The following is a 24,426-nucleotide window of genomic DNA, read 5'->3' on the forward strand; positions in this document are numbered from 1 at the left end:
ACAAAAATGGCGGATAAAGTTATCCGCCATTTATATTTCGATTAAATTAACCTGAAAGATACTACATCCCTCTTTTAGTCGAGTTATAACCTCGTAAATAATCATATTTAAACTCTTTACTGATATCGTCACACACTCCAGTATAAACTCCACCTTTAGTTCCTAATTCAAATGCGTCTTGTCCGCAATATTCTTGTAATCCCTTTTTATATCCCGCAACGTACGCATCATAATTAGAGACTTTAAGCTCCTTGCCATCTAAAAGATCAACTATTTGTTCTTTAGATTCAAAATTCCAACCTTTTTGACCTGTTTCTAAACCATAAGTAGCCCAATCGCTGTCCTGTGTAGATGTTAATGGTACTGTACTTGAACAGGCTGCTAGAAAAAGTGAAACCATTATAACTAAAATTGCTTTCATAACTTCTTACCCTCTTATTTATCTATTCATCCATGCTCCGTATAACTAAATTACATTCCACCAGCGGTTGAATGCATACCGTTAATATAATCTTGGCGGAAAAAGGGATCTATTCGATCACATATACCATTGTACTGCTTCCCTACTACACCTAGCATATACGCACTTTGATCGCAGTACTCTTCCTGACCTTTAGTATACCCATCTAGATAAGCTTGATAATTCTCTTCGCTTACCGCTTTGCCATCTGACAATTTAACTAATTTGGTTTCTGATTGGACAATCCAACCTTTCATTGCTCTATCATAACCAAAGGCTTGCCAATCGCCATCAACCTTTGAGCTTGGCGGTGGTGTTGTTGAGCATGCAGCTAAAAGTAAAACAGTAAAAAGAACCGTTAAATATTTCATCATTCTGACCCTCTACAATAAACACATTATCTATTACGTTAAGTGTATCAGGTCAGATCATTAATATTTATAAAACTTGGCTAACCAATAGTAAAAAACCAAATAATAAGGTTAACCCCAACGCTACATGACCACCTTCAGCTTCATAAATGTGAGCTGAAGTTTCATTGTCATTGCCTTTTTTCTTTCTCAGCGAAACCACCATTGCTAATGGAATAAAAATAGCGAGGAATACTAAGATAACACCGGCATAACCTAATACAGATAAGAACTGATCCGCAGCTAAACTCGCACCCAATAACGGTAAAACAAAAGTACACACATAAGTCACTACCTTATTATGTGAAATCATGTCTTTATTTTGATTATAAAGTGCCATTGCCACACCCAAAAACGATGTTAGCAGAGCCAGAGAAGTAAAGATCGAAAGGATTATTTCAATGTATTCATTTTTCGCACTAAATGTTTGAATTAAATCTGAGATATTAGAAAAGTGAGTAAGCTCATCAGCGTTTAAGTTCCCAACAACTGCATATAGCCAAACTAAATAGCAGATCAGTGGAATGATAGAACCTAGGATAATCATATTTCTTAACTGTTTACTTGTGGCCTCTTTATTATAAGTTACAAGCGACGGTATCACAGGCATTGAAGCAAAGCTGGTAAACAGAATCGTACTTGTGCCAAATAGCATTCCTTTATCCGTATTTGTTACTTGTGTTAAGTTATCAACAGATATCCCTGGGACCAAAATAATCAAGGTAATCGCCAACATTGATATCATAAATAGGAATAAAACGCGGTTAAGCTTATCTATAATTTGAGTTCCACACACCACAAACATACTTGCGACAAGTGTAAATCCGATTTGCGCTACTTCTATGCTCATCTCAATATCAAACATGGCAAGTATGCGCTTTAAAAGATCTGCAGCCCCTAAAATATAAGCAATAAGCATACAAATAAGCAGCAAATAAAATAGAGCATTAGTGATCACTTGACCACCTTTACCTAACGTTCTGTTGGCAACGGTATTGATACCAAAAGCCAACTCAGTCTTTGAGCATGCCTCAGTTAAAAGTAAAGCCGAATATGTCGTACCGGCACAAATGATTAGCATCAAAAATGTGCTATAAAAAAGACCAAATTGCGCCAATACCATAGGAATTGCTAACATTCCAGCGCCAAGAGCAGTACCTGAAAGGATTAATGCACTGCCAAATAATTTAAAATTCATTGTGTATTCTTATTTCGTGAAAATGATTACTCATAAAGAGTAAAAGCATGTGCTCTACCAGTAACATAAAGCACAAATATATTAGTGGCTAAATAACTTGAGAAACCAATAAAAAAGTACCAAAAACAAAAGAGAAGATAAGCATTGCAACTCCTCCTTCAGCTAAATAGCCTTTCGTCTGAGTCTCAACTTTTCGAAGTTGAACAACCATAGCAAGTGGAACAAATACCGCTAAGAAAACCAAAATAATCCCAGCGTAGCTTAAAACAGATAAGAACTGATCCGCGGCATAAACTGCACCAAGTAACGGCAGAATAAAGCTGATCACATAAGTTACTGCTTTATTTTGCTTAAACGTATCTTCATTTTGAGTGAACAACGCCATTGCAACACCTAAAAATGACGTCAAGAGCGCAAGTCCAGTAAAGCTAGATAACACAAGATTAATAAAAGCATGCTCGGCACTAAATACTGAGATCAACTCTGATACATTTGAAAAGTGAGTAATTTGTTCAGGTGTTAGGTTACCTACCACTGCATATAACCATACTAAATAACATACCAATGGAATTGCAGAGCCAATGATCACCATATTTCTTAATTGCTTTGGCGTTGCTTCATGGTTATAGGAAACCAAAGATGGGATTACAACCATAAAGCCAAAACTGGTAAAGATAATCGCACTGGTTTGAACTAATTCAATGCCATTTGAATTTGATACTTGAAGGAGATTATCTAATTCGATCCCCGGAACCAAAAATACAAGAGTCAGCAACAGCATGAATAGCATTACCGCAAAAAGTACACGGTTTAACTTATCAATTACTGCAGTTCCAGAAGCAACAATCACACCTGAAACCAAGGTAAATGCAATTTGGCTTTGCACTAAGGATAAATTCAATCCAACATTTCGAAGTAATTTATTGAGTAAATCTCCGGCGCCTAAAATGTAAGCCATCAGAAGACAAATAAGTAAAGCATACAACAAACCATTCGTGACTAGTTGCCCTCCTTTACCTAAACTTTTGCGAGCGATGGTGTTCATACCTAAACCACCACCCACATTAATACTTGCTTCTAGCAGCAATAAAGCGGCATAAGTCGTTCCTACAAAGATCAATAACATCAATGCAGTACCCCAAATCAGGCCAAATTGAGCCAATACCATTGGGATTGCCAGCATACCAGCGCCTAGCGCAGTACCTGAAATAATAAGTGAGCTTCCGATTAATTTTAAATTCATTGTTATTCCTTCGTTCTATATTCGAGTTTGAGCTTTAGTTTTATTTTTTGTCAAATTCAACGCGCAAAAAGCCATCCACAAAGATAACGCGGTTGAAATTAGAGCTTATTAATTACGAATAAAAACGGAGAAATCGAAAATACGAGAAGAAGTGAAACGCGAGAAACTGAGACGAGAAAAAGCGTAGAGAAAGAACAACTGATGATTTGAAACCAGAGTTATGGGGTGAACCTTCTGTAGGCTCCAACAATGGGCCTGATGTTAATTGGAAAATCATGTGTACATCCTAATTAGTCACATTCCATTTATAATAATAGGCCGTAAATCCCTTACAGACCGAACTACCAAACTAGTAGTCCGATCCATTCTATATAATGAACTTAGCAATGCAACCCTTAAATAAAACTTGTTTCCCCATCCTTTAGCCTCTACTAAGTTATTTATCCATTTCTTACTTTTTAAACCTTAAAAATGATTACCCTTTCAAATATTGAACATGCGCTTCCATCTCTTCGCCAATTTCTTTACGCATATTCATTAGTTTGATTGCTGAATCTCTTAACTTAATGTCTTCTTCTGTCTCTGGTACCCACTCAGGAACTGACGTCGGTTTACCATTTCCATCAACCGCCACCATGATAACGATACAATGCGTGGTTAAACGGTTATTCTGCTCTTTGGGATCGCTTGCTTGCACATCAATTGCAATATGCATAGACGATTTTCCGGTATAGATGACTTTACCTGTGACTTCTACAAGGTTGCCGACAAAGATAGGCTCAACAAAACGAATACCACCTGCGTATGCAGTAATACAATATTTACCACTCCACCCTGCCGATGATGCATAAGCGGCTAAATCGATCCATTTCATCACTGCACCACCGTGAACTTTACCACCAAAGTTCACATCCCCAGGTTCAGCTAAAAAGCGTAATGTTATTTCTCGTTTTGTTTTTCCCATTTTAAATTCCTTTTTACTGCATTACATTGTGCAAAATTAACTGACTTTTTTATATTGTTTTTCTAGCTCACTCACGCCTAAACCACTGCGCTTGGTGACTTTTATTTGGACTGGTATGCGTTCTTTCATCGCTTCGATGTGGCTTATCACACCAATCATTTTTCCTGATGCATTTAAGTTATCTAATGCATCAAGCGCCATGTCTAGCGTTTCACTATCTAGCGTACCAAACCCTTCATCTAAGAACAGTGAATCAATGCTTGTTTTGTGACTAACCAGATCAGAAAGTGCCAATGCCAATGCCAAACTAACAAGGAAGCTCTCTCCACCAGATAAGGTTTTTGTATCACGAACCACATCACCTTGCCATGTATCCAGCACTTGAAGCTCTAATCCATCACTGGCTTTACGTTTAAGCTCATAGCGGCCATGTAAGCGAGTAAGCTGTTTATTGGCTAAATAGACGAGATTCTCTAGCGTTAACCCTTGAGCAAATTTACGGAATTTATCGCCTTTTTGCGAACCAATTAATGAATGCAGATATTGAATATCATCGTATTCTGATTGATACGCTTCAATCGCTTCAAATAGTGCTTTTTGATTGGTTTTACGCTCGCTGTCTGAACGTAATGCTTGAGCGATTTCACCTTCACGTTTCACTAACGTCTCAGATTGAGATTTCACTTGGGCTAACTCAGCCTCAACCGTTTCTTTTGGCATTAATTGCCACTCTGCGGCTTTTGGCGCTTGATAATGGTGTTCTTTGATTTGCTGTGCACTCTCTAGCAAAGCGCCAGTTCGCTCAATCGCTTGTTGTATTTCCGTTTTTAAGCTGAGTAGCTGTTGGCGTTCTTCTTCTGAAATCAACGCCGCTTGGAATAACTCAAGCGTTTCAAATGGGCTTTGTAATAAAGCGCCTTTCCATACATCAGAACGATCTACCGATAGTTTTTCACAACTTAAATAACTCTCTTTAAGACTATTCAACTTGCCATCTAAAGCCGCAAGGTCTTGTACTAATGCTTGTAATTTCTGTTGCTCAACATCATACGTTTGCTCTGAAATTGACAGTTTCTCACTCATCATAAAGCGCGCTGTTTTTATCTCTTGTGTTCCAAACAACTCAATACGTTTTGCTTGTTGCTTCTCTAACTCTATTGTTAATGCTGACATTTCAGTTTGTGATTGTTGCTGTTGAGTGTTCAATTCAACCAATTGCTCGGCTAAATGAGCGTGATCACTTTGTAGCGTTTGCTGTTGTTGGGTTTGCACTTGCTGCTGTGTGATTTTTTTCTGAATTTGTTGTAAGTCTTGCTCTTTTTGTACAAACCAAGAGGTAATTTGAGTCAACTCTGGTGCATTAAAGCCTGCTTGCTCAATTTCGGTGACCAACTGCTGCTTAAGTTCCGTTTGACGCAATTGCAGCTGTTCTCTTTTTTGATTGTTATCTTGTTGCTGTTGAAGCGCCGTTTGGTGTGATTGACGATCAAAATTTAACGCCGCAGTGACAGCGTCAAGACGATGCTGAACTTGTTGTAATTGGTTTTGTTGCACTCGAACCTTATCACCCGCTTCGCGTAATTGCTTTGCTTGCTCATTAAGCGTAGATAAAGAGGCTTCACACTCACTAATGAACTGAGTAATCGAATCAGTATCGCCTAAGGTTAGAGTGAGTTGCGTTGTTTCTAATAACGTAGACCATTGCTTTTGCGTGGATTCAACCGTTTGTTGCCACTGCACTGATTGAGATTGGCAATGATCTTGTTTTATTTTAAGCGAATCTAATTGTTCACGTACTGATTTACCTTGCTCGACAATCTCTACGCGTTTCTGCTCGGCTTCTTTTTTACGTTGTATTGTCGCGCTCAAATCAAGCAATTGAGCTTGTTCTAATAGTGGATGATGCGTTGAACCACACAACGGACAATCTTGATCTTTTGCTAATTCTGCTCGATATTTTGCTAACTCGCCTTCTTGCTCGATTAAGGTAGTTAAATCGATGACTTGCTGCTCTTGTTGCTTAAACTGAGTCGCTAGTTCAGTACGCTGCTCATCCAATTTTTCAATGTCATTCGCTTGTGTTTTCTGCACAGTGGCAAGCATTTTCAGCTCTTTTGTCGCTCGTAAATACTCATTATTAGTATGAGTTAATTCAACACGGTATTGATGACGAGTCGTTAGTGCCGTTATCTGCTCAGTCAGTTGTGCTTCTGACCCTTTATCTTGCCATTGTTGTAATTCAAGCTCTGCGCACTTCGTCGCTTCTATTTCGTTATTAACGATAATTTGAGCTTGATTTAATTCTGCTTCTTTTTTATTGATAGCATCAAGCAGAGTCTCTAGCGCTGCATTCGCTGATGTCAATTGACCATCTAAAGAGGCAGTATCTTTATCTTGTTGTAAAATGTGGCTAACTTGGTTCTTCCACTGACCTAAATAACGTTCAATTTGCAGATCAGCTTTATGCTCTTCAACATAATTGGCTAATAAAGAAAGTTTCTCTGTTATGTCAGATAATGTTGCTGTTAGACCTTGTTGCTTTTTATTACCATCCTCAAGACGCGCAGTAAGGTTTGCGATTTGGTGCTGCTTCTCTTGAGATTGTTGAGTCAGTTGAGCAATCGCAGTATCTAGCGGTTGCACCGAATCATTAATTAAGTTTTCTAATGTTTTACTCTCACCTTTAATAGTATCAAGCTCTTGTTTTAGCTGTGTAACATGAGACTCAAGTGCTTTTTTATCACTGGCCTTTTGTTGGTGAGATTGCTCTGTCGTCTTTAATTCTTTAACCAACTCTTCAAAGCGAGTTTGTGCTTCTTGCCATAGTTGATATGGCGTACGCAGTTTTTCAGCAGGTTCACTTTGTGCTAAACGATGTAATTGTTCGCTGGCTTGTTTTTCTTTCTCTAATGCTAATTGATTATTATCAACCGCTTGCTGCCACTGGAGTTGGTTTTTCGCATCTGCAATCCACCACTCAACATGTGCTTGCCAATCTGCAAGTTGAGCTTGTTGCTGTTTTTGGTCCGTTTGCAGTTCAGCTTGCTCATCAATTAACGCTTGCTTATCTTCTTCAGACAGCAGCTCTACCCCTTCAGCTTTGGCTTTAAGCTCAGCTAATTTTTGTTTTGATGCAGTGTAATGCTCATGCACCTTCTCTGAGATCTGACCGTAGATCTCTGTACCTGTTAGCTCTTCTAATAAACCGGCACGATCATTCGCATCAGCATTTAAAAACGCCGCAAATTGACCTTGAGAAAGCATCATGGATTTTGTAAATCGAGAGAAATCTAAACCCGTAATCGAGTTGATTAGCTCATCTTTCTTTTTTACTTGCGTTGCTAATACTTTTTCAGAATCCACTTCTGCAAGCTCTACAGTAGCGGCTTGTAAGTTGCCATCCACTTTGCCACGTGAACGACGCTGGCTCCAAAACGCACGGTACGCTTTGCCTTTAACTTCAAATTCCACTTCTGCAGAACATTCCGCCGTGCCACGCGTCATGATTTCATTGCTTGAGGTTGAAATACCACCAAGACGAGGCGTTTTATGATAAAGCGCTAGACAGATCGCATCTAAAATCGTCGTTTTACCCGCACCTGTTGGGCCAGTAATCGCAAACAATCCGTTTTCAGCAAAAGGAGACGCTGAGAAATCAATTTTCCACTCACCTTTTAATGAGTTTAAATTTGAAAAACTTAGGCTTAAAATTCTCATGCATCACCTTCTTGTGAATCCGTATCTTTATGTTCTACTTCTGACAAAATCTGTTTAAATTTCATTGTCATTCTTTCTGCGCGTTGCTGCTCTTTTTCTGTCTCAAACGTCTCTTGCTCTATACGTTTAGTAAACACATCAAACGGCGTTAACTCCGCTAGCGTTTCTGTTTTTTCTTGTGCTAACGTTTGTTCACTGCGGTTTCTTGCACGACGCAGTTGCAACACTTCAACGTTAAGATCTTGAGTTAGTGCTTGAATGCGTTGTTGTAGATCTGACAGGTAATCTTGCACTTCGACTTCAATGCAAAGCCAAGTGGTTTCTTCGCACTCTTTAAATTGTGCTAACTCTTTTTCGATGGTTTCTAGATCGCCCTTTAATGCCTTCATTTGCTGAAACATAGGGACATTCATCGGGGTAATTTGAGTTACGCTTGTTTTGTCAAACTCCACCATCACCACTTGTTTCTGAGATTTAAGCTCATCAAAACTTAATGGAATGGGTGAGCCTGAATAACGAATATGTTCAGATTTAGCCACCAATTGCGGGCGGTGAATATGACCAAGCGCGATGTAATCTGCAGGTGGGAAACCATCGGCTGCAAAGCCATCCAATGTGCCAATGTAGATATCACGAACTGAATCTGATTGTTTAACACCAAGTGCCGTCAAGTGACCTGTTGCAATAATAGGGACTTCTACATTTAACTCTTTTCGTAACTCTAACGCTTTCTGATATAGCTGATGATAATGCTGTTTAATCGCTTCACCGAGCGCTTGTTGCTTTTCTACACCCGTTGAGCCTGCGATACTAGTGACAACGTCACGCGGGCGAATAAATGGAACCGCGCATAAAATAGCGCCCACTGCACCATCACTGTTTGGAAGCGTTAATAATTGAGTGGATAAATCATCACAGGTATTGGCAATCACTCGTGCGTTCAAGTGAGCCAATAATTGTTTAGATTCATTTAGCGTTGAAACCGAATCATGGTTTCCACCAAGCACGATCAATTCGCAGTTTACTTTGTTCATCTCCACCACAAATTGGTTATACATTTCGCGCGCGTAACTTGGTGGCGCGCCCGTATCAAACACATCTCCGGCAATGATGACCGCATTAATGGCATTTTCTTGTACTTGTTCAAGCAACCAAGTAATGAATTTTTGATGTTCATTACGACGACTTTTTGTGAAGAAATTTTGACCTAGATGCCAATCAGAAGTATGTAAAATACGCATAAATATCAACTTGTTTGATGGATAGAGAAGACGATACCCCTTTTATACCATCTGGAAGAGAAACTATGTACTTTTATAAGCTTTTAAAATCAAACTATTCACTGGCAAGAGTAGACTAACCCCTTTACACTGAAGGTATATCCACTTCATATTCATCATAAAAATAAAGAGCCTTGTATTTTGTCATCACCTGAAAGCCTCACCTTTACTACCATCAATATGTTCAACTTTGTTGAGCCGCCTAATGCATTTTATGATTTTGAAAACATATTGACCCAAGATGAATGGCAAAAGAAACAAGGTTGGTTTAGAGATAGAATTACCGAATTAAACTCTGATGTGATTGGCTTTCAAGAAGTATTCAGTCCCAACGCGCTAAAAGCGTTAGTCAATGAGCTGGGGTATGCGTATTTTTGTACGGTAGATGAACCAAAATCTGAAGATGGCTATGTTTTCAACTCCCCTGTAGTTGCCTTTGCTTCGCGTTATCCAATTTTAAATGCTCAACCTGTTGTTGCAGAACCAGAACAATTAAAACGATTCGGAATTGAGTTTGAATTTAATCGCGTACCTGTTCACGCCTCTATTGAACTGCCTCATCTTGGGATTACTGACTGTTATGTGGTGCACTTCAAGTCTCAGCGCCCTAAAGAGCCTGAAGAAAGTGATGTAACGGATGAAGTCAACAGCTCTCCTCTTCATCAGCTTCATGATGAACAGCTAGGCTCTTGGCTTTCTACTGCACAACGTGGGTTAGAAGCGAATATTCTACATAACCATATAATTCAGCAGCGCAAAGAATCAAATCAGCCTGTAATTGTCATGGGCGATTTTAATAAACCTTTGTTTCATGATGAATTTAAAGGACTGCTTTCTCATGAACTTCGATTCGATAAATTCAGTACCGATTATTTAACTCGATTTCAGCTTAAAGACAGCTGGGATATTTATTGTAAGTTAAAAGGCGCAGATTTATTGGAAGAGCGAGTAAGTACCCATTATTACGGAGCAAAAGGGTCTGTATTGGATTACATCTTGTTATCTAACGAATTTGATAGCTCATTTTCGGGCAGTATTTTAGAAGTCATTGGTTACACAGTAACAGATCAGCACATTGTGAATCCAAGATTCGATATTGACCAATTCAGCACCGATCACGCTTTGGTTTCAATTACAGCTCGTATACGGCAGGCATAAAAAAGGGCTGAATAATTCAGCCCTCTCTAAACATGACAGTTAATGTAGATTACTCACCGCGGTAAGTACAACCTGCTGTACATGTCTCTTTAATTTCAATTTTACTTAGTAATGGAAGACTTGGTTTTACTTCGTTCCAAATCCACTTAGCTAATACTTCACTTGTTGGGTTTTCTAGCCCTTCAATGTCGTTTAGGTAATAATGGTCAAGGCGATCATAGGTTGGTTTAAATGCCGCTTTAATTTCAGAGAAATCAATTACCCAACCCGTATGTTGGTCAACTTCACCTTCAACATACAAACGAACTAAAAAAGAGTGACCATGAAGACGACCACATTTATGACCTTCTGGTACATGTGGTAAATGGTGTGCTGCTTCAAACATGAAGTCTTTATATAGTTCAGTTGTCATTAGTTAAAATCTCTATTACCTATATTATGAAGCAGGGATAGTACTCTACTTCCCTACTAAACAACAAGACTCACAATCAGTAAGTTCCCTATTCCCTTATGATATTGTCGATTTTTTCGGCGAATTTACAACGAAAATTGATTCTTATTCTGAAAAATCACGTTTATAGAACAACAACACTTGAAGCTATCAATAAGAAAGGTAATATGTATTTCTTGAAATAAAAATATTCGTGCATGTAGCACAACAATGGAGAATGTAATTAACATGACTTACGCGCCTGTAACAGACGTATTAAGCGGCAAACTAGCGGTTGACAGTGAAGTAACTGTTCGCGGTTGGATCCGTTCACGTCGCGACTCTAAAGCTGGAATCTCTTTCCTAGCTATCTATGACGGTTCTTGTTTCGATCCGATTCAGGCCGTAGTTCCTAATGACTTAAATAATTACAATGACGAAGTTCTTAAGCTAACAACAGGTTGTTCTGTTGAAGTGACAGGTACTATCGTAGCTTCTCCTGCTAAAGGCCAAGATTTTGAGCTAGCTGCAACTGAAGTTAAAGTTGTAGGTTGGGTTGAAGACGCTGACACTTACCCAATGGCTAAGACTCGTCACTCAATTGAATATTTACGTGAAGTTGCACACCTTCGCCCACGTACTAACGTGATTGGTGCGGTTGCACGTGTTCGTAACTGTCTATCTCAAGCGATTCACCGTTTCTACCACGAGCAAGGCTACTTCTGGATGTCTGCTCCACTAATCACATCATCTGATGCTGAAGGTGCTGGTGAAATGTTCCGTGTTTCTACGCTAGATCACGCGAACCTTCCTATGGATGACAAAGGCAATGTTGATTACGACAAAGACTTCTTTGGTAAAGAAACATTCCTAACCGTATCTGGTCAACTTAATGCGGAAACTTACGCTTGTGCACTAAGCAAGGTTTACACATTCGGTCCTACTTTCCGTGCTGAAAACTCACACACAAGCCGCCACCTAGCTGAATTCTGGATGGTTGAGCCTGAAGTTGCTTTCGCTACTCTTGATGACGTAGCTAAACTAGCTGAAGACATGCTTAAGTATGTATTCGAAGCCGTTCTTGCTGAGCGTCGTGATGACCTTGAGTTCTTTGCTTCTCGCATCGACAAACAAGCGATCACTCGTCTAGAGCAATTTGTAAGCTCTGATTTCGCACAAGTAGACTACACAGATGCTATCCAAATCCTTAAAGATTCTGGTCGTGACTTTGAGTTTGATGTTGAGTGGGGCATCGATATGTCTTCTGAGCATGAGCGTTACCTTGCTGAAGAGCACTTCAAAGCACCTGTTATCGTTAAAAACTACCCGAAAGACATCAAAGCATTCTACATGCGTCAAAATGACGATGGTAAGACGGTTGCTGCGATGGATGTTCTTGCACCAGGCATTGGTGAGATCATTGGTGGTTCTCAACGTGAAGAGCGTTTAGACGTTCTTGATGCTCGTATGATTGAAATGGGCATCGACCCTGAGCACATGAGCTGGTACCGTGATTTACGTCGTTACGGCACAGTGCCTCATGCTGGCTTCGGTCTTGGCTTTGAGCGTCTAGTGTCTTACGTAACTGGTATGGGCAACGTTCGTGACGTTATCCCGTTCCCACGTACTCCACGTTCAGCTAACTTCTAATTGGCTTTTCTTATAGGGTATTAGCTCTGTAAGAAAAGATGAAGTAGAAAGTATGAATACAAAAATGGCGACCAATGCGGTCGCCATTTTTTTATAACCAATTATTGTTCTGCTGTTACCAGAAACGCACTCTACCCGTATCAATATGCACAAAGTTACTGCCTGGGTAATAGCCTACTCCACCTGCTTTTAATGATAATGCCGCTTTTCTCACTTCATCCAATGGTACACCTTCTAAACGAAAATCCATGGCTTTGCCTAGCATATGCAAACTTTTCTTTGCCACGCCACCGTGTGATTTACCACGTAACATTTCATTTGTTGCTGGTGAGCGATAACCCGAAATAATTTGAACCTGAGTATCACAACCAATGACATTTTGAATCGCCGACAATTGGTCAAATAATCGTTTATCCATTTCGATGCTTTCATTACGTCTGAAATCTCGACATAAATGATTTAGTTTTGCTAACTCTGCGCTCTGATAACCTCGTCCATTGAAATATTCAGTCTGTAGCTCTTCACCGGTATGTAAATTGTTTAACGCTAGCTTACGTGGTGACTCTTCAAATTGTGATGCGAAAGATAACGTAGGAAATAGACTTAAACCAACGGTAGCTGCGCCACCAAGTAGGATTTTACGGCGTAATGGACTAAATTCAGACATGCAGTAAAGGGCTCACTTATAAATAGATCGATCAATAACTGAGCGCAAAGATACACACCAATCATTGATTGGTCAAATAATAAACAACTCTTTTTATCGCCTGAATTATATAATAACTAGCTTACTTATTGAACTAAATACACTTTTTAGGCTTAATTTTGAATGTCAATTATTGGTCAATTTTTAGACTTACTCCATTGATCATACTTATAAATATCATCTCTAAACTGAACTTGGTTCTTTTCATCAATCCACGCTGTTTGATAAATCGTATATACCGAGATCATTTGAGATAAAAATGCTTCTTTCGTTTCAGGTAACTGATGATAGTAACTGTACTCTTTTTTAGAGAAGTGAGACTCTTTCATTAGCAGTTGTGCAAATTCAGAAGCCCTTTCTACTCGAATGCACCCAGAGCTATAAGCTCGACTCTGTTTTTTAAACAACGACCGTGAAGGGGTATCGTGCAAATAAATGGCATTCCTATTTGGGGTGTTAAACTTGTAGCGACCAAGCGCATTACTATTGCCTGATTTTTGTCTTAATTTATAAGGAAAAGTTTCGACACTCTCCTGCTCCCAATCAATATCTTCAATAGGAATTACCTCATCACTTAGCCAAGTGGGCACAATTTCAAAGTTTTGTGATAATAAAAAACCTTTATCATTAAACGCTTTTGGTAAAATATCTTCCCTCATAATTTTCGTTGGTACCTTCCAATTAGGATTGAAAACAATGGAATCAAGATATGTCGAAAACAATGGCGTTTTTCTTTCTGGTTTCCCTACAATCACTTTACTATGAAACAACAACTCATCTTCTTGCCAATACTGCATTTCGTAGGATGGTATATTCACAAGCACAAAACGCGCTTTCTTATTTTCCCATAAGCGTAATCGCTGAATATTTAGTGCCATGATACGAACACGCTCTTTTGCCGACATGTTCAACCAATATTTAGTTTTAGGACCAATGATCCCATCAGGTAATAAACCGTGGCGTTTTTGAAAACGTATCACAACGTCAACAAGCTCTGCATTATAAAGGCCGTTATCATGTAGCAGAATTTCTCTACTTTCTTCTTTTGTCAGCTCACCGGCAACATGAAGACGATTAACCAGTGAAGCATAAGAGATAACTTGGTTAGGCCTTATAAGTTTAAAAGAGGTTAGTTTCTCAATTGGCTCACCGTAAGGATCGTAATAACTCAGCAAGCGTTGATAAAATATTTCGTACTGATCTGAATTAGGCACTAAAGTTTGGGTAAGGTAATCCAATCGACCACCAGTAAAAGCACTATTTATTGAAGAGATAACCTGTGGGTAGGGTTCACCTAAATGCTCTTTAAGCCGCCCACCAAAAAACCAACTTTTTCCTTTTTCTGGTATTTGAGATTGATAAGTTAGAAGATAAATTAAGGTATCAGTTGCTAAAACATCGTATTCCAGTTCTTTTGAATTTTGCAAACGATAATAGCGCTGTTCAAGATCATTATTTAGATCAGCAAGAACCAATAAAGCTAACTGATTTTCTAAATGTTTCCGAGCTTGTGGTGAATTCCATTTTCGCTGTTCATTTTGATAAAAGTGAAGAACTTGCTGTGGGTAAAATAACTCTGTTTCATACAGCTTTAGAACATTTTTGATACCACTCGACGCTTGTGCGTTTAATGGCATAAGTATTAAAAAAACGACAGTAAGAACCAGAAATCTCACCATAAACACTCCTTACCAAATAATAGCTCATTACTTTCATAATAGCCTTTCAGTATTGAATATCAAGTTGATAGGAACTATTCACACAGATATAAAAAAAGGCTGGATAATCCAGCCTTTAGGTAACTTTTCACTATTTTTTATTGAATAACTTCGCCACTTTCAATCACTGTTTTACGAACAACTTTTGTAAACTCAATGACTTCTTTACGAATTTCATCTTCATTAACAGTTAATATTTCACGATCTTTCATGATCACTTCACCATCAACGATTGTATGACGAACGTTACCTGAATTTGCCGAATAAACTAACGCAGAATAAGGGTTATACACTGGCAGCATATTTGGTGCTTTCGTATCAACAACAATAATGTCAGCAAGCTTACCTACTTCAATAGAGCCTATTTTATCTTCCATATGAAGCGCTTTAGCTGCACCCATCGTTGCCATATCAATAACCTTGATTGGAGGCATTGCTGCACGATCTTTATTCACTAATTTATGAACTTTAGCAACTTGGTTAAACTCATCAATAATGCTTAATGTGTTACCAGACATTGGGCCATCAGTGCCTAAACCGATACGAACACCTTCATCGTACATTTTAAGTGCTGGAGACACACCTTTTGCTGATTTGATGTTCGCACTCATGTTATGCGCAACACCCATATCTGATTCTTTTACTAGCTCAATGTCTTTATCATCAATAAGAATCATATGCGCACCAATAAGGTTCTTATTAAGCGCGCCAATACTGTGCATGTACTCTACTGGAGACATCCCATTAGAACGCTCAGCAATCACTTCTTCTTCGCGATGTGATTCTGCTAAATGGATCATTACTGGAACGTCTAGCTCTAATGATAGCTTAGCAATTTTTTGTAACGTCTCAGTTGTATTTGTATAGGGTGCATGAGGAGCAAATGCTGGAGTGATACGAGGGTGATCTTTGTATTCTTCAATAAAGTTTAGTGCGTACTGAATGCCCTCATCTGCATTTGCAGCATCTGCCACAGGGAATTTAATAACACTTTCACCTAGAATGGCACGCATACCAATTTTGTCGACCGTCTTTGCAACTTCGTCTTCAAAATAGTACATATCAGCATAAGTGGTTACCCCCCCCTTAACCATCTCTACGTTACCTAGATTAGCACCAATGCGAACCATATCGCGTGATACTAATTTTTTCTCTAATGGAAAAATATAACGGTGTAAACGGTCAGGAACATCATCACCTAATGAACGAAAAACAGTCATTGAAGCGTGAGTATGTGTATTAATTAAACCCGGTAGAACAATATCACCATCAACATCTAATACGGTTTTTGCTTCATAGTTTTTTGCAATACTTTCATCACCAACTGCAACAATTTTATTACCTTTGATGGCAATTACACCATTATCAAACGTTTGCTTAGATTCATTCATTGTAAGCAATGTTGCATCTTTGATCAGTAAATCGACTTGTTGTGCTGCCAACGTAGAAAAACTAGTTGCAGCTATAGCAATGGCAACTAAGGTTTTTTTTAAATACATAAATATACTCACTAAAGAAAGATAGATAGCTAGATTTCAGGAGCGGATGATATACGTGACATTCCTTTTATCAAGGGAATTATCAATAAACAGTCCTACCTTATTCTCAAAGTAGTGACCAATGTCATATTTTTAAAGATTCAGCGAGGGGTGAGAATTATTGCAAATAATACCCTTACTGCTATTTTGCTGCTAAGTCGGAAGGTAAGGTTGACAAAGGTATCGAAGAAGAAACATTCACTCAACAAGTGAATAGTTAAATAAGTGTTCCAAAAAATGTAAATATATTAAGAGAGCTAGCTTGCCCTCTCTTTTAATTGAAGTAAATGTCTTTATAATGCCTCTACATTTTTTTCACAATTTTGAGTTATGAAGCCTTACTTTTTATCTTTTTTATTTTTTATTTCATTGTTTCCTTTGGAGAGCAAAGCGGAAGAGGAACCTAGTGAGTTATCTCTTTACTCTGTAAACACGGGATCATTTCTCTATCATTTAGTACCCTACGATCCTGACTCTCATCAATACTTTGGTAATCAATACTTTTCTGTTGAGCGTAAATTTTCTGCAGATTCTGATTACAGCTTCATGCTAGGCACTTTTTTAAACAGCCAAGCGAATCGCTGTATGCTTATTGGTGTCCGAAAAGACTGGTATCGTGTAAATAGCAAACTTGTGATTAAAGGGATGTATTCGTACGCAGGTGAGTTCTTTATCGATGCATTTGAAGACTGTGGTGATGGTGGGATATATAAGACATCAAAAGAAAAAGTTGGCGTTGCATTTGCCCCATACATTTATCATGCAGCGCAATACAACTTTACTGACTATTTTGGCGTAGAAGCTGGCTTTATCCTACCCGGGATTATCGTAATGAGTATGCAATGGAGTTTCTAACTTCATAACAATACTAGCACTAGCCATATAATGCGGCTAATAAATACAAAAAAACCACGACTCATCAAATGATAGTCGTGGTTTTTTTTATGGTAAAACGAAAAAGCTTATTCGCTTTCTACTTCAGCTTCACCACGTAAATTCTGTTGCACACCTTGTAAAAAGTTACGTAGAACTTGGTCTTTACAAATACGGTAGTGTTTATGATCTGCTTTACGGAAGAAAGCACTCAGTTCGTGCTTGCTTAAACGGAAGTTAACTAACTTCATTAAGTCTAAAACGTCATCTGCTTTTAAGTTTAAAGCAATTTGTAATTTTTTAAGAATAATGTTGTTCGTTAGTTTTTCTTCAGGCTTTGGTTGCTCGCCTTCACGCTTACCACGACGATCATTAATTAAACCATTTAGAAACGTTGCTAATTGAACATCTTGACAACTTTTGTAGTCTTTATCGTCATCCGCTTTTAACCAGTTACATACTTCTTCACGAGTTACTTTAAGATCAGCAGCACCGAATAGTGCGATCATCTTAGTATCATCAAAATCAAAAGCGTAACGAATGCGTCGTAAAATGTCGTTATTAGTCAAGGTAAATCCTAAATGTATTAAATTTAAATTAGGTGCAGACTATAACTTGTAATCCACTCTGGTAAAAGATTTATGTGATCTATACGTATAAAAAAACCCGAGACAAACTCGGGTTTAATTCATTTCCATCAAATATTACATTTGACGTAAAGCGTCAATGCGTTTCTCAAGAGGTGGGTGGCTCATTAGCAGTTCTGTTAACGACTTTTTGCCGTTAATACCAAATGCCATCATTGAACCTTCTAACTGAGACTCTTGGCCCATGCGTAAGCGCTCAAGAGCTGAAATCATTTTTTGCTTTCCAACCAACTGAGCAGCACCAGCATCAGCATGGAATTCACGATGACGGCTAAACCACATCGTTAAGAAGCTTGCTAGGAAACCAAAAGCTAATTCAAGTACAGTAGAAACAATGAAGTACGTCATGAAGCTTCCACCCTCACCTTCACCTTCTTCATCACTTGATGTAAAGCCACTTACTGCATTAGCAATCATGCGAGATAAGAAAATAACGAAGGTATTTACTACACCTTGCATTAGCGTCATTGTGATCATATCACCATTTGCAATATGGCTGACTTCGTGTGCTAACACCGCTTCTGCTTCATCACGAGTCATGCTATGTAATAAACCAGTAGATACCGCAACCAACGAATCATCACGCTTTGCACCAGTAGCAAAAGCGTTCATATCAGGCGAATCATAAATAGCTACCGTTGGCATACCAATACCAACTTGTTGAGCTTGACGAGAAACCGTCTCTAATAACCAATGCTCAGTTTCGTTTCGAGGTTGTTCAATTACCTCACCACCAACAGAGCGTAACGCCATTGATTTAGACATCATTAATGAGATTAATGAACCACCAAAACCAAACAATACCGCCATAACTAACAAGCCAGACAGACTACCTTGCTGTATCCCCGTTACTGCATAAACAATATTCAGAACAATACTGAATACGATCATAACAGCTAAGTTTGTTGCTAAAAACAGCGCAATACGCTTCATTTATTTTTTCTCCAATTAATAATCAATTCAACTCACTTATTTTTTATATTTTGAGTTGCTACCAAACGTATCTAGCACGTTTATAAAGTATAAGCATAAGATAGTGCCATTTGTCGTAATTACAAGGCTTTGACGTACTTTGATACACTTTCTTTTGCCTATTAACCTTTCTATTCTTTTTAATTTTACCTCTCTGTAACTCAAAGAATAAACCGACCCTTAGACTTTGGTCGTATTGTCAAAACAAGTAATTAACTTTACTTTGTGAATCAAGAAAAATTATGGATATAAATATCAAGGATTGAACATGGCAGAACAACAAACTTACCTAATGGCGATTGATATGCTTTGCTGTCACCTAGGATTATCAAAAGAAGAAGCCAAAGAGCAATTAGGAATCGACGCTCAAACAACGGTCGAAAGTCAGATAGCAGATACCCAAGAAGCATTAATGGATTTATATCGTTAATTAAAATACGGCACATACAAAAAAGGCAGCTTACTAACTAATAGTAAGCTGCCTTTTACTTTTCTATAAGCTTAACGTTACGCAGTAACTGATGCAGCTTCTTTCGCTTTCATTTCACCAACCGGTAATACAGTACGACCATACTCACCGTTAATTACTTGCGCCATAGAGAAGTACATAGCGCTTAAACCGCAGAATAAACCAACATAACCAGCCATGTGACCAATTACTACACTACCTGTGAAATCACGAGCTGAAAGTAATGCGAATAAGATAGTTAAGCTACCAAATACAACTTGCTTAGCGCGTGGGTAGTTAAAAGTACCTAAGAATAAGAAGAATGTTAATACACCCCACATTGCAAGATACCAACCCATGAATGCTGCTGATGTTGCTTGACCTAAGCCCATTTCAGGCATAAGAATTAGAGCAACAAGAGATAACCAGAAGAAACCATAAGAAGTAAACGCAGTTGTGCCAAACGTATTACCTTTTTTATACTCCATGATGCCTGCAATTACTTGCGCGATACCACCGTAAAAAATACCCATCGATAAGATCGCAGTATTTAAAGGAAAGAAACCTGCATTATGTAGGTTTAGTAGCACAGTTGTCATACCAAAAGCCATTAGGCCTAATGGTGCTGGATTTGCAAGTTTGTTTGACATGCCGAAGCCTCAAAAAAAGTGTAATGATTAAAAAATGTTTTAGGAAGCGCATTCTATTTACGAGCACCAAAGATCACAACTATCATTTATGAAATCTTACATTTCATTTATTGCATTCTTAAATTTAAGCCGAAATTGATAATTTTTATGGCTCACCGTATTCAGTTTTCCCTCTTCTATTTAGACAGCATTCTTAATTACGATTACACTAGAGCTCCTGCATATTAATTGAGAACCTACATGGAATTAGTGTTTTCCCTACTACAGCAATTGAGCGTTTATCTTGTACTTGCTTATTTATTAAGTAAGACACCGCTATTTCTTCCAATTACTACTATTTCAGGGCGTTGGAGTCATCGCTTTCTTTGTTACATCATCTTTTCAGGCTTCTGTATTCTTGGTACCTACTTCGGCCTCGCGATTCAAGATGCCATTGCAAATACTCGTGCAATTGGGGCTGTCATGGGGGGCGTTCTCGGTGGGCCTTTAGTTGGATTTTTTGTCGGCCTAACGGGTGGATTACATCGATACTCAATGGGAGGTTTTACCGATCTAGCCTGCGCAATATCAACGACTACAGAAGGCTTATTAGGTGGTTTATTTCATTTGTACTTTGTTAGAAAAAATCAAATAGAACAATTATTTAGACCTAGAACCGTGTTAATGATTGCCTTTATTGCAGAGCTATTACAAATGACGATAATTCTTATTGTCGCTAAGCCATTTGATCAAGCCTATGCACTTGTCTCTTCAATAGTTTTACCTATGGTCGTTGCTAACTCTATCGGTGCTGCAATGTTCATGAGTATTATCCAAGATAGAAAAGCCATTTATGAAAAATACTCTGCCGCATTCTCTAATAAAGCACTAAACATCGCCCAACGTTCTGTTGGAATATTAAGCCAAGGCTTCAACCAAGAAAACAGTGAACAAATCGCAAAAATCATCTATGAAGAGACCGGCGTAGGCGCTGTTTCCATTACTGATAAAGAGAAAATATTGGCCTTTATTGGCATTGGTGATGATCATCACTTACCAGGTACTCCTATTGCCTCTGACTACACACGAAAAGCCATAAAGCAGAGTAAAGTAATGTACATTGATGGGGACGAACACCCCTATCAATGCTCTATTGATGAAAAATGCAAACTCGGCTCAGCACTCGTTATTCCGCTTATTGGTGCAAATAATGAGGTGATTGGCACCATAAAACTGTATGAGCCAAAACTGAAACTATTTTCCTATATCAACATAACGCTGGGAGAAGGCATCGCCAAATTGCTCTCCAACCAAATTTTAACGGGCCGTTATTTACAGCAACAATCTTTACTTACTCAAGCTGAATTACGCCTATTACAAGCTCAAGTGAATCCTCATTTCCTGTTTAATGCGTTAAATACGATTAGTGCCGTGATCCGACGAGATCCAACTCGTGCTCGAGAATTAATTCAGCATTTATCACAGTTTTTCCGTCGAAATTTAAAGCAGAACTTTGAGCAAGTCACCTTAAAAGAAGAATTACATCACGTACAATCCTACTTAGAGATTGAGCTAGCACGATTTGCAGACAGACTGACAGTCGACGTAAGTATTGACGAAAAACTGTACGATCTAAAATTACCCACATTCACCTTGCAACCCTTAGTTGAGAACGCCATCAAACATGGCACGTCGAATATGTTTGAAAATGGCGAAATAAAAATTAAAGGTTATCTATCTCATCACCAAGTGATCCTTGAGGTAATTGATAATGCAGGGCTATATACAGAGAAAACAAGCAGTGATGGTTTAGGTACTACCATTGTTGATAAACGCTTAAAAAATCAATTTGGCGACGCTTTTGGGCTAACTTTATCATGCATTGAGAATCAACAAACCAAAGCCACCATCCATTTACCATTAGAGACGATAAATCATGCTTAAAGCCATTGTGATTGACGACGAACTCTTTGCTCGCGAAGAGTTAATTGAACAATTAAACGAGATAGGTCACATCGACATCATTGCTGAATGCGGTAACGCTATTGATGGGTTAAAGCAAATAAATCAACTAAAGCCCGATGTGGTATTTCTTGATATTCAAATGCCTAAAATTACAGGAATGGATTTAATAAGCATGCTTGCTCCTGAGACCATGCCAAATATCGTTTTTGTTACCGCTTATGATGAATTTGCAGTAAAAGCCTTTGAAGATAACGCCTTTGATTATTTACTCAAACCGATAGAGCCTTGCCGCCTTAAAAAAACCGTAAAACGATTATTGGCAGCAGAAACCAAACTCGACCTCACTCCTATTATTACGCCTGACATTGAGTTAATCCCCTGCTCTGGGCACAACCGTATTCTTCTTCTACCATCTAAAGAGATTGAGGTTGCCAGTATTCAAGCGGCAGGTGTTGAGCTTGTAACCAAATCAGAAAAAGCTTGCACACAATTGACATTAAAAGTCCTTGAAGAAAAGACCCCGCTTATCCGCTGTCATCGACAGTTTTTAATTAACCCTCACTTTATTAGAGAGATTAAACTGCATGATAACGGTACCAGTGAGATCATCACTCAAAGTGGTCATACTGCTCAAGTCAGTCGTCGGTATCTTAAAGAAATTAAAGAGCGACTAGGGATTCAATGCTAATTACCGCTTTTAGTGCTGCCACTTAATCAGGCTCAAAACCGCTTAACATAATATAAAACCACTGAACCTCTAATCTTAACCACTCGCTTTTTTTGGGCGTGAACTCTTTACGCCCATCAGTATGATAACCACCATATTCATTTATTTATATTAACCAGTAATTCAAACAAGGAATAAATTATGGTTTGGTTTCTAACCTGTGTTGCAGCGCTTATCGGTGGTTACTTCATCTACGGTGCATTTATTGAAAAAGTCTTTGGTATTAAAGAAGACAGAAAAACCCCCGCTCATACAAAAACAGATGGCGTAGATTTTGTTCCAATGTCGACACCAAAAGTCTACCTAGTTCAACTTCTTAACATTGCAGGCGTCGGTCCAATTTTTGGCCCAATCATGGGTGCCCTTTACGGCCCTGCAGCTATGTTATGGATTGTACTAGGTTGTATTTTTGCAGGTGCAGTACACGATTACTTCTCAGGTATGCTATCTGTCCGTAATGGTGGAGCCTCTGTACCTACCATTACAGGTAAGTACCTAGGCAATGGTGCAAAACACTTCATGAACGTGTTCGCAATTGTTCTATTGCTTCTTGTTGGTGTGGTATTCGTGTCTGCTCCTGCAAGCATGCTAACCAACCTAATGAATGACCAATTTGATTTAGGCATCACCATGACGGCGATGGTTGTTATCATTTTTGGATACTATATCTTGGCGACCATTGTACCTGTTGATAAAATTATCGGACGCTTCTATCCGCTATTTGGTGCTCTACTAATCTTCATGTCTGTTGGCTTAATTTCTGCAATCGCACTATCAAGTGATCATTCTGTGCTTGGTGGCTACGAGCCAAGTGAGATGTTTACCAACATGAACCCGAACGACTTACCATTGTGGCCTGCACTATTTATCACTATCGCTTGTGGTGCTATCTCTGGTTTCCACGCAACGCAATCTCCGCTAATGGCGCGTTGTATGGAAAATGAAAAGAATGGTCGCTTTGTATTCTACGGCGCAATGATTGGTGAAGGTATTATCGCTCTGATCTGGTGTGCTATCGCTCTGTCTTTCTTTGATGGTATGGAAGCACTTCAAGCAGCGGTTGCAAACGGTGGTCCTGGTAACGTAGTGTACGCATCATCATTCGGTCTTTTAGGTACATTTGGTGGCATCCTAGCGTTCTTAGGCGTAGTTATTCTGCCAATTACCTCTGGCGATACTGCATTCCGCTCAAGCCGTTTAATCCTTGCTGAATATTTCAACATGGAACAGAAAACACTACGTAACCGTCTACTCATGGCGCTTCCACTGTTCGTTCTTGGTGGTATCTTAACTCAAGTAGATTTCGGCATTATCTGGCGCTACTTCGGTTTTGCTAACCAAACAACGGCTGTAATGATGCTATGGACCGCTTCTGCTTACCTACTTCGTCACAACAAGTTGCATTGGGTTGCGACGGTACCAGCGGTATTCATGACAAGCGTATGTATCACATTCATCTTAAATAACAGTCAACTTGGTTTTGGCTTACCGATGACACTATCAACCATTACCGGTGTGGTTTCAGCGTTTGTAATTGCTGGTTTGATTATTGTGAAATCAAAAGGCAAAGGTGAAATTGATTCAGAAGAAGAAAGTCTTCAATCTTAAACTAACGTTATAACCTTTCCCCTATAACGTTAGACTTAAACCGGACCATTAATCGTGGTTCGGTTTTTTTATACCCAAATAAAAA

The 24,426-nt window shown here is 38.8% G+C and carries 21 protein-coding genes; 7 read left to right on the forward strand and 14 right to left on the reverse strand.

Features of this window, described 5'->3' with window-relative positions; genetic code table 11:
- Nucleotides 1–61 precede the first annotated feature (61 nt).
- From PVK70_RS08750 to sbcD, 7 genes are all read right to left on the reverse strand, one after another.
- Complete coding sequence (locus PVK70_RS08750) at nucleotides 62–421, reverse strand: DUF2799 domain-containing protein (RefSeq protein WP_130047871.1); 360 nt, start codon at nucleotides 419–421, stop codon at nucleotides 62–64.
- A gap of 50 nt (nucleotides 422–471) precedes the next feature.
- Nucleotides 472–834, reverse strand: coding sequence for a DUF2799 domain-containing protein (locus tag PVK70_RS08755; protein ID WP_338000490.1), 363 nt, complete (start codon nucleotides 832–834; stop codon nucleotides 472–474).
- Between the two features lie 64 nt (nucleotides 835–898).
- Nucleotides 899–2,068 (reverse strand): amino acid permease, encoded by a 1,170-nt coding sequence (locus PVK70_RS08760; protein ID WP_130047872.1) that lies wholly within the window; start codon nucleotides 2,066–2,068, stop codon nucleotides 899–901.
- Between the two features lie 88 nt (nucleotides 2,069–2,156).
- Nucleotides 2,157–3,311: an amino acid permease gene (locus PVK70_RS08765; protein ID WP_130047873.1), complete on the reverse strand. Its 1,155-nt coding sequence runs from the start codon at nucleotides 3,309–3,311 to the stop codon at nucleotides 2,157–2,159.
- Nucleotides 3,312–3,786: 475 nt separating this feature from the next.
- Complete coding sequence (locus PVK70_RS08770; RefSeq protein ID WP_130047874.1) at nucleotides 3,787–4,275, reverse strand: acyl-CoA thioesterase; 489 nt, start codon at nucleotides 4,273–4,275, stop codon at nucleotides 3,787–3,789.
- Nucleotides 4,276–4,311: 36 nt separating this feature from the next.
- Nucleotides 4,312–7,992 carry an AAA family ATPase gene (locus PVK70_RS08775; RefSeq protein ID WP_130047875.1) on the reverse strand — a complete coding sequence of 1,227 codons (3,681 nt, stop codon included), beginning with the start codon at nucleotides 7,990–7,992 and terminating at the stop codon, nucleotides 4,312–4,314.
- The gene (gene sbcD / locus PVK70_RS08780) at nucleotides 7,989–9,233 is read right to left on the reverse strand and encodes an exonuclease subunit SbcD (RefSeq protein WP_130047876.1); all 1,245 of its coding nucleotides are present in this window, start codon (nucleotides 9,231–9,233) and stop codon (nucleotides 7,989–7,991) included. Before sbcD ends, PVK70_RS08775 begins: the two co-directional genes overlap by 4 nt.
- Before the next feature lie 180 nt (nucleotides 9,234–9,413).
- Between sbcD and PVK70_RS08785 the strand changes: the two genes are divergently transcribed.
- Nucleotides 9,414–10,430 carry an endonuclease/exonuclease/phosphatase family protein gene (locus tag PVK70_RS08785; protein ID WP_165367210.1) on the forward strand — a complete coding sequence of 339 codons (1,017 nt, stop codon included), beginning with the start codon at nucleotides 9,414–9,416 and terminating at the stop codon, nucleotides 10,428–10,430.
- A 49-nt stretch (nucleotides 10,431–10,479) separates the two neighbouring features.
- Here the strand turns inward: PVK70_RS08785 and queD are convergent, their stop codons facing one another.
- Nucleotides 10,480–10,842, reverse strand: a complete 363-nt coding sequence (gene queD, locus PVK70_RS08790) for a 6-carboxytetrahydropterin synthase QueD (RefSeq protein WP_061002237.1) — start codon at nucleotides 10,840–10,842, stop codon at nucleotides 10,480–10,482.
- A gap of 267 nt (nucleotides 10,843–11,109) precedes the next feature.
- Here queD and asnS point away from each other — a divergent pair, with 267 nt between their 5' ends.
- Nucleotides 11,110–12,510: an asparagine--tRNA ligase gene (gene asnS, locus PVK70_RS08795; RefSeq protein WP_072054459.1), complete on the forward strand. Its 1,401-nt coding sequence runs from the start codon at nucleotides 11,110–11,112 to the stop codon at nucleotides 12,508–12,510.
- A gap of 115 nt (nucleotides 12,511–12,625) precedes the next feature.
- On the opposite strand, the gene PVK70_RS08800 is transcribed toward asnS, so the two are convergent.
- The 3 genes from PVK70_RS08800 to PVK70_RS08810 form a co-directional block, all read right to left on the reverse strand.
- Entirely contained in the window at nucleotides 12,626–13,177 is a 552-nt protein-coding gene (locus tag PVK70_RS08800) for a YcbK family protein (RefSeq protein WP_069594814.1), read from the reverse strand.
- A 176-nt stretch (nucleotides 13,178–13,353) separates the two neighbouring features.
- Nucleotides 13,354–14,895, reverse strand: a complete 1,542-nt coding sequence (locus PVK70_RS08805; RefSeq protein WP_242504769.1) for a L,D-transpeptidase family protein — start codon at nucleotides 14,893–14,895, stop codon at nucleotides 13,354–13,356.
- A 137-nt stretch (nucleotides 14,896–15,032) separates the two neighbouring features.
- Nucleotides 15,033–16,433, reverse strand: a complete 1,401-nt coding sequence (locus tag PVK70_RS08810) for an amidohydrolase (protein WP_130047877.1) — start codon at nucleotides 16,431–16,433, stop codon at nucleotides 15,033–15,035.
- A 369-nt stretch (nucleotides 16,434–16,802) separates the two neighbouring features.
- Here PVK70_RS08810 and PVK70_RS08815 point away from each other — a divergent pair, with 369 nt between their 5' ends.
- Entirely contained in the window at nucleotides 16,803–17,327 is a 525-nt protein-coding gene (locus PVK70_RS08815) for a hypothetical protein (RefSeq protein ID WP_130047878.1), read from the forward strand.
- Between the two features lie 107 nt (nucleotides 17,328–17,434).
- Here PVK70_RS08815 and PVK70_RS08820 read toward each other — a convergent pair whose 3' ends face one another.
- Nucleotides 17,435–17,914, reverse strand: coding sequence for a DUF1456 family protein (locus PVK70_RS08820; protein ID WP_130045311.1), 480 nt, complete (start codon nucleotides 17,912–17,914; stop codon nucleotides 17,435–17,437).
- 135 nt (nucleotides 17,915–18,049) lie between these two features.
- On the reverse strand, nucleotides 18,050–18,925 hold the full coding sequence (gene htpX, locus PVK70_RS08825; protein WP_130045310.1) for a protease HtpX: 876 nt from the start codon (nucleotides 18,923–18,925) through the stop codon (nucleotides 18,050–18,052).
- Nucleotides 18,926–19,232: 307 nt separating this feature from the next.
- Here htpX and PVK70_RS08830 point away from each other — a divergent pair, with 307 nt between their 5' ends.
- Nucleotides 19,233–19,394: a heat-shock protein HtpX gene (locus tag PVK70_RS08830; RefSeq protein ID WP_130047879.1), complete on the forward strand. Its 162-nt coding sequence runs from the start codon at nucleotides 19,233–19,235 to the stop codon at nucleotides 19,392–19,394.
- A 77-nt stretch (nucleotides 19,395–19,471) separates the two neighbouring features.
- Here PVK70_RS08830 and PVK70_RS08835 read toward each other — a convergent pair whose 3' ends face one another.
- A complete protein-coding gene (locus PVK70_RS08835) occupies nucleotides 19,472–20,062 on the reverse strand; it encodes an acetate uptake transporter (RefSeq protein ID WP_130045308.1) in 591 nt (196 codons plus the stop codon).
- A gap of 240 nt (nucleotides 20,063–20,302) precedes the next feature.
- Here PVK70_RS08835 and PVK70_RS08840 point away from each other — a divergent pair, with 240 nt between their 5' ends.
- The 3 genes from PVK70_RS08840 to PVK70_RS08850 all read left to right on the forward strand — a co-directional run bounded on the left by PVK70_RS08840 (nucleotide 20,303) and on the right by PVK70_RS08850 (nucleotide 24,341).
- Nucleotides 20,303–21,985 carry a sensor histidine kinase gene (locus PVK70_RS08840; RefSeq protein WP_130045307.1) on the forward strand — a complete coding sequence of 561 codons (1,683 nt, stop codon included), beginning with the start codon at nucleotides 20,303–20,305 and terminating at the stop codon, nucleotides 21,983–21,985.
- The gene (gene btsR, locus PVK70_RS08845) at nucleotides 21,978–22,694 is read left to right on the forward strand and encodes a two-component system response regulator BtsR (protein ID WP_130047880.1); all 717 of its coding nucleotides are present in this window, start codon (nucleotides 21,978–21,980) and stop codon (nucleotides 22,692–22,694) included. The genes PVK70_RS08840 and btsR overlap by 8 nt, the downstream gene beginning before the upstream one ends.
- Before the next feature lie 180 nt (nucleotides 22,695–22,874).
- Nucleotides 22,875–24,341 (forward strand): carbon starvation CstA family protein, encoded by a 1,467-nt coding sequence (locus tag PVK70_RS08850; RefSeq protein WP_130045305.1) that lies wholly within the window; start codon nucleotides 22,875–22,877, stop codon nucleotides 24,339–24,341.
- Nucleotides 24,342–24,426 lie beyond the last annotated feature (85 nt).

This window comes from Aliivibrio sp. A6, assembly GCF_028765505.1.
In the GTDB taxonomy this organism is placed as follows: Bacteria; Pseudomonadota; Gammaproteobacteria; order Enterobacterales; family Vibrionaceae; genus Aliivibrio; species Aliivibrio finisterrensis_A.

What these genes read in the sequence shown, in the direction of transcription:
- PVK70_RS08770 (WP_130047874.1), bottom strand. Translation starts at nt 4,275, where the DNA reads ATGGGAAAAACAAAACGAGAAATAACATTACGCTTTTTAGCTGAACCT.
- PVK70_RS08750 (WP_130047871.1), bottom strand. Translation starts at nt 421, where the DNA reads ATGAAAGCAATTTTAGTTATAATGGTTTCACTTTTTCTAGCAGCCTGT.
- queD (WP_061002237.1), bottom strand. Translation starts at nt 10,842, where the DNA reads ATGACAACTGAACTATATAAAGACTTCATGTTTGAAGCAGCACACCAT.
- PVK70_RS08805 (WP_242504769.1), bottom strand. Translation starts at nt 14,895, where the DNA reads ATGGTGAGATTTCTGGTTCTTACTGTCGTTTTTTTAATACTTATGCCA.
- PVK70_RS08830 (WP_130047879.1), top strand. Translation starts at nt 19,233, where the DNA reads ATGGCAGAACAACAAACTTACCTAATGGCGATTGATATGCTTTGCTGT.
- PVK70_RS08810 (WP_130047877.1), bottom strand. Translation starts at nt 16,433, where the DNA reads ATGTATTTAAAAAAAACCTTAGTTGCCATTGCTATAGCTGCAACTAGT.
- htpX (WP_130045310.1), bottom strand. Translation starts at nt 18,925, where the DNA reads ATGAAGCGTATTGCGCTGTTTTTAGCAACAAACTTAGCTGTTATGATC.
- asnS (WP_072054459.1), top strand. Translation starts at nt 11,110, where the DNA reads ATGACTTACGCGCCTGTAACAGACGTATTAAGCGGCAAACTAGCGGTT.
- PVK70_RS08815 (WP_130047878.1), top strand. Translation starts at nt 16,803, where the DNA reads ATGAAGCCTTACTTTTTATCTTTTTTATTTTTTATTTCATTGTTTCCT.
- PVK70_RS08850 (WP_130045305.1), top strand. Translation starts at nt 22,875, where the DNA reads ATGGTTTGGTTTCTAACCTGTGTTGCAGCGCTTATCGGTGGTTACTTC.
- PVK70_RS08765 (WP_130047873.1), bottom strand. Translation starts at nt 3,311, where the DNA reads ATGAATTTAAAATTAATCGGAAGCTCACTTATTATTTCAGGTACTGCG.
- PVK70_RS08775 (WP_130047875.1), bottom strand. Translation starts at nt 7,992, where the DNA reads ATGAGAATTTTAAGCCTAAGTTTTTCAAATTTAAACTCATTAAAAGGT.
- sbcD (WP_130047876.1), bottom strand. Translation starts at nt 9,233, where the DNA reads ATGCGTATTTTACATACTTCTGATTGGCATCTAGGTCAAAATTTCTTC.
- PVK70_RS08835 (WP_130045308.1), bottom strand. Translation starts at nt 20,062, where the DNA reads ATGTCAAACAAACTTGCAAATCCAGCACCATTAGGCCTAATGGCTTTT.
- PVK70_RS08755 (WP_338000490.1), bottom strand. Translation starts at nt 834, where the DNA reads ATGATGAAATATTTAACGGTTCTTTTTACTGTTTTACTTTTAGCTGCA.
- PVK70_RS08760 (WP_130047872.1), bottom strand. Translation starts at nt 2,068, where the DNA reads ATGAATTTTAAATTATTTGGCAGTGCATTAATCCTTTCAGGTACTGCT.
- btsR (WP_130047880.1), top strand. Translation starts at nt 21,978, where the DNA reads ATGCTTAAAGCCATTGTGATTGACGACGAACTCTTTGCTCGCGAAGAG.
- PVK70_RS08800 (WP_069594814.1), bottom strand. Translation starts at nt 13,177, where the DNA reads ATGTCTGAATTTAGTCCATTACGCCGTAAAATCCTACTTGGTGGCGCA.
- PVK70_RS08840 (WP_130045307.1), top strand. Translation starts at nt 20,303, where the DNA reads ATGGAATTAGTGTTTTCCCTACTACAGCAATTGAGCGTTTATCTTGTA.